Origin of the sequence: Alkalimarinus coralli, assembly GCF_023650515.1 — a bacterium.
Classification (GTDB): Bacteria; Pseudomonadota; Gammaproteobacteria; order Pseudomonadales; family Oleiphilaceae; genus Alkalimarinus; species Alkalimarinus coralli.
On sequence record NZ_CP096016.1, the window covers coordinates 1170588 to 1183153 of the forward strand.

A 12566-nucleotide genomic window follows, 5' to 3' on the forward strand; every position below is an offset into this window, starting at 1 on the left:
AGTTTAGCTTTTAAGGGAGAAGAGAGGCCCAACTACGATCACCCGGCCATGCTGTCCCTATTTGTTATTGGGTGGCCAATAGCTGTAATTCCTGGTTGTTCGGATAAAGGCGCTGACCTACCGTTGCCAGCTGATTCGCCTGTTCTACATTTCCCCTTTCCTGATAGCCTTTTATTTTGCTGACGATCTCTTTTTCAATGGCTTTTATGCCATCCAGTGCTTCAGTATTTTGACTGTCTATTGCCAATACCATTTTGTAACTGTAGTAAGCATTGCTGCCGGTGGGAGTGATCAAGCGGCCAACCAGCCTATGAGTTCGAGCAACGGTAAGCAGTTTGTCTATTTTATTTTTTTCATCGGCCGTAAGCTCTTTGCTGGCGGTTGTGACTGTCACTATGGGTTTTGGACCACTGGAAACCGAGTTACTTTCTGATGAAGGCGTGCCGGTGTTTTCTGAGGGGGGGGCGGGGACTTCTGTCTGGCTGTTGGATTCGAATAATAGAACTCCTGACACTACAAACACTGCGCCGACTAAGAGCCCTGCGAAAACCCAGTAAGGGGGTTTCTGAGTATGTGCAGAATGTTGTGCTCGCAGTTTCTTTATCTCTTTTAGAAACTCCTCAGCACTTTGAAATCGCTGATCTTGCTCTTCTGCTAAAGCTTTCTTTATGAGTGTGTTAAACACATGAATTGTTTTGGGATCAGAGGTATCAGGTTTGTCCGGTGAAAACCCCTTCATTATTTGCGCGAAGCCGCCTTGATGGCTAACCGCAGTTGCCTTTTTGCCCGTCAACAGCTCATAGAGTAGCAGCGCGGTAGAGTAGAGGTCTGATCTCCCGTCTACATGCAACCCTTTACACTGCTCGGGAGACATATAGCTTGGGGTGCCGATGACTTTTCCGGTTTGGGTGAAATCCATGTCATCCAGTTTTGCGATTCCAAAGTCGGCGATTTTAACGTTTTTGTCGTCCAGCAGGATAACGTTGGCGGGTTTGATATCCCGGTGAATAATTCCATGGGCATGTGCATAGCCCAACGCTTGCAGTACTTGTTCAATAATATGCAGGGACTGATCAAAGGTAAATCGTACGCCCATTTTCAGGTAATCCTTAAGTTCTTTTCCCTCAACATATTCCATTATAAAGTATGGGTAACCTTCTTTTCCGCACTCTTCGTATTCGTAGATCGCTACAATATTCGGGTGCGTTAAACGGCCTGCTGCTTGAGCTTCATGTCGGAAGCGCTTTAATAGCTCCTGGCCGGATTGTCCTTCTAACAGGTTGGCTCTAATTGTTTTTATTGCGACGACGCGTGCGATTAGAGGGTCATACCCCTTATAAACAACGCCCATGCCACCCTCTCCGAGAATCCCGTCAATACGGTATTTTCCTGCGAAATTTTTGTCAGGCATCGCATCCTCCTTTTAATAAAGGGATGCGTATCAAATAGTAAGGCGCACTAATATCTAAAGGGGCAGACAAGTTGGGAGTGGCCAAACAAACATACCGTTTGGAATTAGATCTTGGGAGAGAATAAAAACTCCCCTGATTCATGGCCAGCCAAGTGTATTGGGGCATATTGTGGTACTTGCTCCCTATCTAATTGTGATGCCTTTTTCATCACTTTAGTCAACACTTCATAATATAGCGAATAACCTTCAAGTATTTGATTATTATTGCGTAGCGTATCGAGAAAGGCTTTGGCAAATATTGAGTGTTTTCCCCCGCCTCCATCAAGAACCGGCTCGACGCCACCTGATGTAAGCATGATCCGTGCGCGAGTATTTGCCATGACTTTTATCCATTGCTGTTTAACATCAGCCTCTAAGTCCTGTTCTACTCTTGCTATAGCTGTTTGTGACAATGAACCTGAATAGCAGGAATCTGCGACCACTAAAACATGTTTCGCTTTCATTGCATTTAAAATATCGGTGATCGCAATGTTGGATATCCAGTTGGCGCTATTGTTTTCGTCTGCATCAATAGGTAACCAAAAGCCCCGCTTGTTGATTGGGTCTAACTTCCCATGTCCGGCATAGTAAATGAGCAGGTTATCATTCTCCTGTAACTCTTCCCGAAGTTTATTGAGTGCCGAAAGTATTTGATAGCGCGTTGCGTTTACCAGTAGTTGGGTTTTGAATTGATACTGATCCTTCAAGATTTTTTCGGCTTCTTTTGCATCATTAATTGCGGTTACCAGCGTCGACATGGACTGATAGTCATTGTTGCCGATAATCAAGGCGTAGTAATTTCCCAAGCTCGGCGGATTACCGGATGGTTGTTTCGTTTCTGTTTTTACTGTGTCTGTTTTTTTGGTTTCAGACAGCATTGAGAAACTGATTGCGACGCGTCGCCCCTTGGTATCGACAGCAACAATGTCTACAGGGGTGACATCGTCAGTAATGGGGACTTCAGCTTTGAACAGGCTATTGTCTTCGAGGTCTTCGTTGATTCCGTTAATGGTCAACGAGAGAAGGCCTGCGGGCGCTGATACCTTGCCGATAACATCTCTATGATTTTGGCGAGACCTCAAGTTAACGGTAGGCGTGCTTCGGGTCAGTGTGACAGGGGGATCAATGATCTCGATTGATGGCGCATCGTCGACTACGGGCCCGGCAGCTGTTGGCGTTAGCGAGGCGATTTTTATTATTTCCAGATTGTAGTTGTCGATGTCTTTTTGAAGAATTGATATCTGCTGGTGCTGGCTATCAACCAGTTTTTGTTGCTGCTCCAGTTGTTTTGCCAGGTTCGCGACCTGAGCTTCAAATTCGCCTGTTTCGGTTTGGTGTGATGCTGATAGTGATTCGATCTCTTTTTGTTTTTCGTCTAAAGCCTGTTGAAGTTTTTGTTGGTTTGCATGAAGTTGGCCACGTATGTCTGCCAGTGCTTGCTCTTTTTGTGAAAGCGCGTTTCTATAATATTCCGCTTGCTCACTTGCAGCGGTATTTTGTTGTGCTAGCGCGCGTTGTTGTTCCGCCAGTTTGGCCCTTAATGCTTTTAACTCGCTTTGCTTACTATTGTGTTGCGCCAACAAGGTATTATGTTGCTGGGTTTGAACCGTTAATACGGCATTTTTCTTTTCAATGGCTCGCTCGAGTGAAGAAATAGTATTTTTTCCTTCAGCAGTTGATGCGTTGTTTGATGCTCTCTGTTTATTAAGCTCGCCTTCCAGTTGGGCAACCTCCTGCTGTGTTTGGCTGAGTTGCCGTGCATAACTATCAAGTTCTATTTGTGTTTTGGCAATTTGTGTGCGGTAGTTGGCCTCTGATTCGATACTTTTATCTAATTGGCTTTGCAATGATCGGTTTTTTTCCGCGAGCAGTCTGGCAGAGTCTTCAATTGTTGATACTTGGCTGACCAGCTCAGAGCGTTGTTGTTCGAGTGATTTTAGCTCGTCAAGCAGTTCAATCTCCCGCTCGGTAGACAGGCCTGATTCGTCATCTGGCGCATTTAACAAGAGCGCTTGCAGCTGCTCTTGGGTATTCTTTAGCTGTTGTTCGTTTGCTCTCAGGGAACTATTTTTTGCCATTAACTGGTTTTGAAATAGATTAACCTTCTCTTCGAGTTCTTGCTGTTTGGTCTCTGTCTGTCTTAGCTGTTGTGATATGGCATGAAACTGCTCTCTTGGAACGTAAGACGCTTGCAGAGAAGAAGAAAAGGTCAGTTGATCATCGGTCAAGCCGGATGCTAGCCGGTAGAAACTCATCGCCGTTGCAATGTTCTTTTCTACACCAAGGCCTTTCTCGTAGAGGTGCCCGAGATTAATTTGGGCCCTGGTAAGCTGTTGGTCAGATGCTTTTTGATACCACATCGCGGCCAGTTGGTAGTCGGGGGTTAATCCGAGGCCTTTTTCGTATATCTCTCCCACATAATTTTGCGCTTCTGCATCTCCCTCTTTCGCCATCGGCAACCAGATTTTTAGCGCAGTTGCATAGTCAGCACGGTCATAAGCGACATACTCTCCGCCCCTTATTTCACAATTTGAGGCAGATGTTTTTATCGGGCGTTTGGCTGTTAAATATGAAAATTTTCCCCCAAGCTTCCTAACTTGTCCCGGTAACAGGCAGTCAACAATAAAGAAATTGTTACCCGTTTGGGCGGCTACATCGGCAGGAGGGGATTGATCTTCAGGTGTGACCGATGAGCAAGCAACAACAAGACAAGTAAGCGATACTGCCAGCAAGCGCATAGAGGGAAGCGTCGATTTGACGAGGTCTGCTGCAATGTCTCGATATAGTTTGAGGCAGTAGGCACTAACCGGATGTATAGCGGCTGGGCTGTTTTGGCGGTTGATAGCTCTTATGTAAGGACTGTGTGGATATAACATGACCAGCTCCGTTTTATTCAAGGAATGATACAGACAGAATGAGCCGAATGTTTATCGTCTAATACTTGTAGAATAGAACGCTTGGCCTTTCGCTGCCATGTCTAAATACTCATGTAAATGTCAGCTTTAATAACTTTTGCTAATTTAGCTTTTATCTATCTGTCAATGCTGCTTGCCCATTGAGTAGCCTGACTTACTCATCGTCTAGATTGAAAATCTTTATTGCGTTAATGGTTTCTTCACGGGTATAAAATATGCCCTGTCGCACAAAACCAGACGTAATTTCATCTAATAAGACCCGCGCCTGATCGTCTTGTGTGTTGGGAAAAAACCAATTTTGAGGAAGGCCTTCTAGCAGGTGTACTGGTGAAACTTTTCCATTCGCGGTTCGGGACAACAGAACTTGTTTTGTTTTTTCATTTCGAAAGGCTGGGCAAAACCCATATTCAGCATTATTTTGGCTAAGCCCCAGAGTGCCAGCGAACAGTTTGTTTTCGTCACTAAGCCGTTTGCAGCACAGGTTTGACACCGTTGCGGGCACGCTGCTTAATGTTGTGAAAGATATTAACGAGTGCGGCTCAAATACGCGTTCTGCTGTTTGCTGCTGCGAAGTGCCCTCAGTGATGTTGTTGATTGAAATCGTATGCATAGTGCTCGTTCCTGCTATCTAAAATACTTTGAGACCTTTGCACGACTACTGCGCTTACAAATACAGCGTTAAAAAATGACTCAAAATTGTGCGCTCTCCTGGGTCGACCGGGACTTATTACTCATAAACTGCGCTTTTTCTTCATTTTTTGCCTTGTCTTTACTTCGCTCGTAACGTCGTGAAAAGGTCTCACTTTATTACTGGTATCTGTATTTGCAGCTGTTATGCCAACATAGCCAAATGAAGTTGAAATTGGTAATAGATTGAATTTTATGGATAAAACACGAAAACAGATTTTATTTAAGAAAAGGCGGTATATTTGTTGTTGGATAATCCCGAACAAAATTTTCTATAAGTTTCATGCCTAGCAACGATTGTTATGCAAAAATAGCTATTCTTGGCGCGAGTTGGTTAATTATTAATCTAAATCTATGCTGTTTAGGTGATTGATAGGGACTAACTATTAACCTTATAGATTTTTTTAATGAACAATCGCTAGTCGGGGTTTAAATCCCTGTGTACTATATCTTTATCAATAAGTTGTAGGCTGGATTGCATATTCGAAACAGGGTGCAAACCACCAATGTTGACCTGGCAGGCTAAGGCATTAATTCAAATTTAGGAATAGTGCAGTTCTGGTTTGAAGTTAGCCTGTTGATCGACTATTTTCTAAACACTAAATAAACATTAACCGGAGATAAATGACAATGAGCGTACTCGTTGGTAAGAAAGCACCTGATTTTACAGTTCCTGCGGTATTAGCAGACGGACAAATCGTTGATGAGCTTACATTAAGCGAAGCAATAAAAGGCAAGTATGGTTTAGTTTTCTTTTACCCACTGGATTTCACCTTTGTATGCCCATCTGAATTGATTGCACTTGATCACCGCATCGAAGCGTTTAAAGAGCGTAACGTTGAAGTAATTGGTGTATCTATCGATTCTCACTTTACTCACAACGCATGGCGTAACACGCCAGTAAACGAAGGCGGTATCGGTCAGGTTAAATACACGTTGGCTGCTGATATTAACCACGACATCTGTAAAGCTTATGATGTTGAGTCAGAAGGTGGCGTTGCATTCCGTGGCGCGTTCCTGATTGATTTGGAAGGTAATGTTCGTTCGCAGATTGTTAACGACCTTCCTTTAGGCCGTAACATGGATGAGCTGATTCGTCTGGTTGATGCGCTTCAGTTCCATGAAGAGCATGGTGAAGTTTGCCCAGCTGGTTGGAACAAGGGTGATAAAGGTATGGATGCTTCTCCAGACGGTGTTGCTAAGTACTTGTCTGAAAGCGCAGATAACCTGTAAGCAGAGCTAGTCTATAAGAACGAAGCTACCGCGCTTTCGTTCTTATAACTGAACAAAAAAGCCCCGTTGACGCTAAGTTCAACGGGGCTTTTTTGTTTGGGCTTTTAATGTGTATGACCGGCTACGGGTTGCACTCGTTTGCAAAAGCTTGGCGTTAGCAGGGCCAGGCACCTGCTTCTTTGTAGCGGTTAACTATTTTACAGAATAGCTCAGCTGTTTTTTCCGTGTCATAACGCGCTGAGTGAGCGGCTTTACCATTGAATTCAATGCCGGCAGCGGCGCACGCTTTTGCCAGCACGGTCTGACCGTATGCTAACCCGGCTAGGGTCACCGTATCAAAGGTTGAAAATGGGTGGAATGGGTTGCGCTTTATTTCCGTTCTTTCAGCCGCAGCGAACACAAAGTTATGATCAAAGGTGGCGTTGTGGCCAACCAATACTGCTCGGTTGCAGTCCTGTTCTTTTATTTCATGTCTGACGGCTTTAAATATTCGTTCCAGGGCAACACTTTCTGGTTTCGCATTTCGAAGCGGGCAGGTCGGGTCTATGCCGGTGAAGTCCAGTGCTGACTTTTCGATATTTGCACCTTTAAACGGCTCAACATTACAGCTAATGGTTTCCTTACAATATACATCGCCGTTGCTATCCATCCCAATAATGACGGCGGCTATTTCTAGCAGGGCATCTGTTTCTGAGTTAAATCCTGCGGTTTCCACGTCGATGACGACCGGCAAAAAACCTCGAAACCGGTAAGACATCGGGTTCTTATTCTTAAGTTCGTCATCATCTGAATAATTTGACACAAAAAATCCTTAGTAAGCTTTTCTTAAGTAGATAAATAATATTGGTCTATTAAATTTGTGAAGTTCCGCTTACGCAACTTTCCAACCCAGTTTTGTGCCTGCTCGTAGCGGAACAACCTCAGTATCACCAAAAGAGAGTTTTTCAGGGGCTTGCCACTCAGATTTGATCAATGTGATCGTGTCTTTATTGCGGGGTAACCCGTAAAAGTCGGGGCCAAAATGGCTGGCAAACCCTTCGAGTTTATCGAGCGCACCCAGTGATTCAAATGCCTCAGCATAAAGCTCAATGGCAGCAAAGGCTGAGTAGCAACCCGCGCAGCCACACGCTGTCTCTTTTTTGTTTTGGGCATGGGGAGCCGAGTCTGTGCCAAGGAAAAACTTGGGGTTGCCACTGGTGGCGGCTTGTTGAAGTGCTAATTGATGCACATTACGCTTTAGTATGGGCAGGCAATAAAAGTGAGGCCTGATTCCACCGACCAGCATATGGTTACGGTTATACATCAAGTGGTGCGGGGTGATGGTGGCCGCAACCCGCTCAGGCGCATTAGTGACAAATTCTACGGCTTGCTTGGTTGTGATGTGCTCCAGCACGATTTTTAGTGAAGGAATTTTCTTAACCAGCGGTTCGAGAGTGGTCTCGATAAAGACCTCTTCACGGTCAAATATATCAATATCATCTGTTGTTACTTCACCGTGGATCAATAAAGGCAGTCCAAGTTCTGCCATTTTCTCTAACGTAGGCGTAATTTTATCGATATCGGTTACACCTGAGTCAGAGTTAGTGGTGGCACCTGCCGGGTACAGCTTACAGGCTACAACAACACCACTGTCTACTGCATTTTGAATATCTGCAGGCGTGGTTTTGTCAGTCAGATATAGTGTCATTAGCGGCTTGAACTGGCTTGATGGTGGCGTGGCCTCGGTGATTCTGGCCTTGTACGCGATCGCATCATCCATTGTTGTCACGGGGGGAACCAGGTTTGGCATAATAATAGCCCTGCCAAAATACCGCGCAGAGGCAGGAACGGTTTGAGTGAGAAATTCATTGTCTCGTAGGTGGAGATGCCAGTCGTCCGGACGAGTAATGGTCAATTCAGTCATGATTTAAAAGCCCTGCTTAACTTACAAAAATACTACAAAATTTCGCAAAGTATACCAGACAGAGCGTGAGATTAGGGTAAAGTTTTCGTCAAAGCGGACGCTAACTATAGAAAGCAAAATTTTATAATGTTGTGGATAATTTCTGCATCATCGATAAACCTGACTATGGCGGTTTCACTGTGGGAAACATGGGTTCGATACATTTTAAGGTCTGGCGAGCACAAATGGCCATATTAAGTAAGCTATTACTGTTATTTGTTTTGATACCGGTTGAGGGTGTTGCGAAAACGTATACGGCTGACTTGAGTAATAGCCAGTGGTATTTATCAGCTTCTATTTTTGAATGCAGCCTGACACATCCGATCCCTCGATATGGTAAGGGGGTTTTCTATCATGAGGCGGGCGAAAAACTAACGTTCTATTTGAACGCAAACGCAAATCCTATGAAAACAGGTAAGGCGGCATTGGTGATAGAAGCACCCCAGTGGAGGCCGGGGAACAATGTGCAGAGTTTAGGTTACGTCCCAGTTTCAGAGTCTAGTAAGCCAATTGTAGTTGGACGCACAAAAGCACGTAATATGATGGAGGGGCTAATGGATGGCATGACCCCGACATTCACGCGTAGGTCTTGGTATAACGACGAGTCTATTAGAGTACGGGTGTCTTCGGTTAACTTCCCTGACTTCTATAATGATTACCTCAACTGTGTCGCGTCTTTATTGCCGGTTAATTTCAGGCAGGTGGAGCGCACCAAAGTGCTGTTTAAAGTGGATAAAGCTGAGCTAACAGAAGATGATCGAAAGATTCTCGAAAAAGTTGTGATTTACCTGAAGGCTGATAATACCGTGACATCTATTGTTATTGATGGGCATACCGACAGCAGTGGTCGAAGAATCTATAACCGGCGTCTGTCGAAAGAGCGATCAGAAGTCGTGAGAACCTATTTCATTGAGAACGGCATTCCAGAAGAGATGATTACGACTCGCTATCATGGCGAGCGCTATCCAGTTGCCAAGAATAACAGCAAAAAGAACAAAGCAAAGAACAGACGTACCACCGTTCGGTTGGAAAGAGGCACTAGAATGGCCTCTAGTTCAAGCAGCAATGCCTCCCCAGAAGGCTAATCGGGCCTGATTTAGACAATTATTCAAATCAGGCTGGGATTTAGCTCGCCTAGCAAGTAAAATAGCCGCCTTTGAAATTTTCTCATCTGGAGCATCGGTATGTCTAAGGTTAATAAGGTCGTTCTGGCTTATTCCGGAGGTCTTGATACGTCAGTGATCGTTAAATGGCTGATGGAAACCTATAACTGTGAAGTCGTTACATTTACAGCAGATTTAGGGCAGGGCGAAGAAGTTGAGCCTGCACGTGCTAAAGCAGAAGCATTAGGCGTTAAGCAGATTTTTATCGAAGACCTTCGTGAAGAATTTGTTCGTGACTATGTATTTCCGATGTTCCGCGCAAACACCATCTATGAAGGTGAGTACTTGTTGGGAACCTCAATTGCTCGTCCTTTGATCGCTCGTCGCTTAATTGAAATCGCAAATGAAACCGATGCCGATGCAATCTCTCACGGTGCTACGGGTAAAGGTAACGATCAGGTTCGTTTTGAGCTTGGCGGATATGCGCTTAAGCCTGGGGTTCAGGTTATTGCGCCATGGAGAGAGTGGGATCTGAATTCCCGAGAGTCTTTGTTGGCATACTGTGATAAACACGGTATTGAAGTAGAGAAGAAGAAGGGCAAATCGCCATACTCAATGGATGCAAACCTGCTTCATATCTCTTATGAAGGCGACATCCTTGAAGACCCATGGGCGGAAGCTGAAGAAGATATGTGGCGTTGGAGTGTGTCTCCTGAAAATGCACCTGATAAAGCGACCTATATTGACTTAACCTACGAGAATGGTGATATCGTCGCTATTGATGATGAGCGCCTAAAGCCTCATGAAGTGCTGCTTAAGCTCAATGAATTAGGTGGTGCAAACGGTATAGGCCGTCTGGATATCGTAGAAAACCGTTTTGTGGGTATGAAGTCTCGTGGCTGCTACGAAACCCCAGGGGGCACGATTATGATGAAAGCTCACCGGGCAATTGAGTCTATCACTCTGGATAGAGAGGTTGCTCACTTGAAAGATAGTTTGATGCCTAAGTATGCGGAACTGATCTACAACGGCTTCTGGTGGTCCCCTGAGCGTGAAGCGTTACAAGGCTTAATAGACGATACTCAGAAGTATGTAAATGGTAAAGTTCGTTTAAAACTGTATAAGGGTAACGTCATTGTTGCGGGTCGTATGTCTGAAAATGACTCTCTATTTGATGAAAAAATAGCCACCTTCGAAGAAGATCAAGGCGCATACGATCAAAAAGATGCAGCAGGCTTTATCAAACTGAATGCGCTTCGTTTGAGAATCGCGGCAGAAAAAGGGCGTTTGCTGTAGGTTTCGCTTCAATTAGACAGCTTAAGTGCTATCTTAAAACCGGGCTTGTCCCGGTTTTTTTGTATTTCAAATATGATAGGTGATCTCAATGAAAAGCACATGGATGCTAATTCTTGCCTCGTTTTTAGTGGCGGCATGCTCCACTTATGACTACAGTCCCATACCTGTATCCGTGAAAGCGCTGCAACATCACAACTGGGAGCTAACCCATATAGATGGAAAAGAAATTCCAGTTCACAAAAGCCATCAACGGCCGCGATTAGAGATAGGCGAGAACTTTACAGCAAATGGCCTCGCAGGCTGCAACAGCTTTTTTGGCCAGGCCTCACTAAGACAAGGGAAAGAGTTTCGTATTGAAAAGATGGGGCTCACTAGAAAAATGTGCCCAGAGTCCGTAATGGAGATAGAGCAGGCCGTTTCAGAGACGCTTTCATCATGGAGCGGTATTTCGCTGACGAAAGAGCGTCTTACCCTAACAGGGCAGCAACATGTGCTGAGATTCAGACTTCGAGACTGGGTGAATTGAACTATCTATTGTCTATAGTTCCACTTGCCATCTATCGGTTCAATGAACCTGGATGACCTCCATGGACTTGTCTCAGTAGCCGTGATGCAGTGCAACGGAATCAAGGAAGGGGAGGCGGATACTTAAAACCTAACCCTGATTCCAGTCGTGCCTCCCTTCATCAAGGCTACGAATCACCTTACGAATGGTGACTTCCTTTGGCTACCCATAAGTTTGTTTCTTTGCCTTGATGAATCACTCACTTGTAGCCGTGATGCAGTGCAACGGAATCAAGGAAGGGGAGGCGGATACTTAAAATCTAACCCTGATTCCAGTCGTGCCTCCCTTCATCAAGGCTACGAATCACCGCACGAATGGTGACTTTCTTTGGCTGTTTCTAGAATAGAAACTCTACAAATGTGAGATATATCCTACACGCTTTTAAGAGATCACCTCTATCTCTAACTACTAGGGTTCCGTATTATTCTTTTCGTCAGGACGACATGCGGTTATCGACTCGTTAACCGCAATAACGTAAGGATGCGGACAAGGAAGTAAGCAAGGACGGCCGGTTACCTAAGGAATGGTAAAGGAAGCATCAAACAGATAGGGCGCTGCATGGATTGCAGCGCCCTTTTTGCGTTTGGGGTTATTCAATTTGCCTGATTCTACTTTTTAACCATCTGATTAACCGCCACAGGAGCACAGCATAGAATGGTAAAAAGGCATATTCCCCGGTAACATTAAAATAGGAATGTGCAACTAAAGCACAGAATAATGCAAGCAGTAGAAACAATAGCTTTTGAGTAACAGAGTTCATTGATGAGGCCTGCTAGTGTTTGTTCAAAAGTTCTGGGGGGCTAATATTCTGGATGTTAAGCCAAGGATACTGGCAGCAATTGCGGTCATTGATCCTCGGTTTCAAATACTGATGAGGGCATCGGCAGGCCGAGAGAGGCCATGTTTTCATCTATGAACGTTCCAAATAATCCATTATCTGAAGTGCAATAAGCCATTCTAATCTTCCTTGAATGATGAAGTCGTGGTGTGAGTTAATCTGATTCGCTTTTATCCTTAAAGCGTTTGTAAGCCCAAATGCTAGCAGCTCATTTATATCCCGGTCAAGAAAGTTGATCAAGAAGTGGAGTTAAGCAATTGGCTTATTAAGGTTAATGCAGATTTAGAATATTGGCTCTAGTTATGTGAGATATATCCTACACGCTTTTAAGAGATCACCTCTATCTCTAACTACTAGGGTTCCGTATTATTCTCTTCGTCAGGACGACATGGGGTTATCGACTCGTTAACCGCAATAACGTAAGGATGCGGACAAGGAAGTAAGCAAGGACGGCCGGTTACCTAAGGAATGGTAAAGGAAGCATCAAACAGATAGGGCGCTGCATGGATTGCAGCGCCCTTTTTGCGTTTGGGCTAC

Annotated in this window: 9 protein-coding genes; 4 read left to right on the forward strand and 5 right to left on the reverse strand. The window is 44.7% G+C overall.

From position 1 onward, the window contains the following. Positions 1-64 precede the first annotated feature (64 nt). The 3 genes from MY523_RS05170 to MY523_RS05180 all read right to left on the reverse strand — a co-directional run bounded on the left by MY523_RS05170 (position 65) and on the right by MY523_RS05180 (position 4975). On the reverse strand, positions 65-1411 hold the full coding sequence (locus tag MY523_RS05170) for a serine/threonine protein kinase (RefSeq protein WP_250657737.1): 1347 nt from the start codon (positions 1409-1411) through the stop codon (positions 65-67). A gap of 104 nt (positions 1412-1515) precedes the next feature. Continuing rightward, complete coding sequence (locus MY523_RS05175) at positions 1516-4326, reverse strand: caspase family protein (RefSeq protein WP_250657738.1); 2811 nt, start codon at positions 4324-4326, stop codon at positions 1516-1518. Between the two features lie 193 nt (positions 4327-4519). After that, positions 4520-4975: a hypothetical protein gene (locus MY523_RS05180; protein WP_250657739.1), complete on the reverse strand. Its 456-nt coding sequence runs from the start codon at positions 4973-4975 to the stop codon at positions 4520-4522. Positions 4976-5682: 707 nt separating this feature from the next. Here MY523_RS05180 and MY523_RS05185 point away from each other — a divergent pair. Continuing rightward, positions 5683-6285, forward strand: a complete 603-nt coding sequence (locus MY523_RS05185; protein ID WP_250657740.1) for a peroxiredoxin — start codon at positions 5683-5685, stop codon at positions 6283-6285. A gap of 154 nt (positions 6286-6439) precedes the next feature. Here MY523_RS05185 and rnt read toward each other — a convergent pair whose 3' ends face one another. Together rnt and pyrC are read right to left on the reverse strand one after the other, a co-directional pair. Next, the gene (gene rnt / locus MY523_RS05190; protein ID WP_250658777.1) at positions 6440-7042 is read right to left on the reverse strand and encodes a ribonuclease T; all 603 of its coding nucleotides are present in this window, start codon (positions 7040-7042) and stop codon (positions 6440-6442) included. 114 nt (positions 7043-7156) lie between these two features. Next, positions 7157-8188, reverse strand: coding sequence for a dihydroorotase (gene pyrC, locus MY523_RS05195; RefSeq protein ID WP_250657741.1), 1032 nt, complete (start codon positions 8186-8188; stop codon positions 7157-7159). A gap of 224 nt (positions 8189-8412) precedes the next feature. On the opposite strand from pyrC, the gene MY523_RS05200 reads away from it, so the two are divergent. The 3 genes from MY523_RS05200 to MY523_RS05210 all read left to right on the forward strand — a co-directional run bounded on the left by MY523_RS05200 (position 8413) and on the right by MY523_RS05210 (position 11152). Then, positions 8413-9312 (forward strand): OmpA family protein, encoded by a 900-nt coding sequence (locus MY523_RS05200; protein ID WP_250657742.1) that lies wholly within the window; start codon positions 8413-8415, stop codon positions 9310-9312. Positions 9313-9411: 99 nt separating this feature from the next. Continuing rightward, entirely contained in the window at positions 9412-10626 is a 1215-nt protein-coding gene (locus tag MY523_RS05205) for an argininosuccinate synthase (protein WP_250657743.1), read from the forward strand. An 88-nt stretch (positions 10627-10714) separates the two neighbouring features. Beyond that, complete coding sequence (locus MY523_RS05210; protein ID WP_250657744.1) at positions 10715-11152, forward strand: META domain-containing protein; 438 nt, start codon at positions 10715-10717, stop codon at positions 11150-11152. Positions 11153-12566: the final 1414 nt, after the last annotated feature.

Excerpts from the sequence above, each read along its gene's own strand:
- rnt (WP_250658777.1), bottom strand. The coding sequence starts at position 7,042 with ATGTCTTACCGGTTTCGAGGTTTTTTGCCGGTCGTCATCGACGTGGAA.
- MY523_RS05200 (WP_250657742.1), top strand. The coding sequence starts at position 8,413 with ATGGCCATATTAAGTAAGCTATTACTGTTATTTGTTTTGATACCGGTT.
- MY523_RS05180 (WP_250657739.1), bottom strand. The coding sequence starts at position 4,975 with ATGCATACGATTTCAATCAACAACATCACTGAGGGCACTTCGCAGCAG.
- MY523_RS05185 (WP_250657740.1), top strand. The coding sequence starts at position 5,683 with ATGAGCGTACTCGTTGGTAAGAAAGCACCTGATTTTACAGTTCCTGCG.
- MY523_RS05170 (WP_250657737.1), bottom strand. The coding sequence starts at position 1,411 with ATGCCTGACAAAAATTTCGCAGGAAAATACCGTATTGACGGGATTCTC.
- MY523_RS05175 (WP_250657738.1), bottom strand. The coding sequence starts at position 4,326 with ATGTTATATCCACACAGTCCTTACATAAGAGCTATCAACCGCCAAAAC.
- pyrC (WP_250657741.1), bottom strand. The coding sequence starts at position 8,188 with ATGACTGAATTGACCATTACTCGTCCGGACGACTGGCATCTCCACCTA.
- MY523_RS05205 (WP_250657743.1), top strand. The coding sequence starts at position 9,412 with ATGTCTAAGGTTAATAAGGTCGTTCTGGCTTATTCCGGAGGTCTTGAT.
- MY523_RS05210 (WP_250657744.1), top strand. The coding sequence starts at position 10,715 with ATGAAAAGCACATGGATGCTAATTCTTGCCTCGTTTTTAGTGGCGGCA.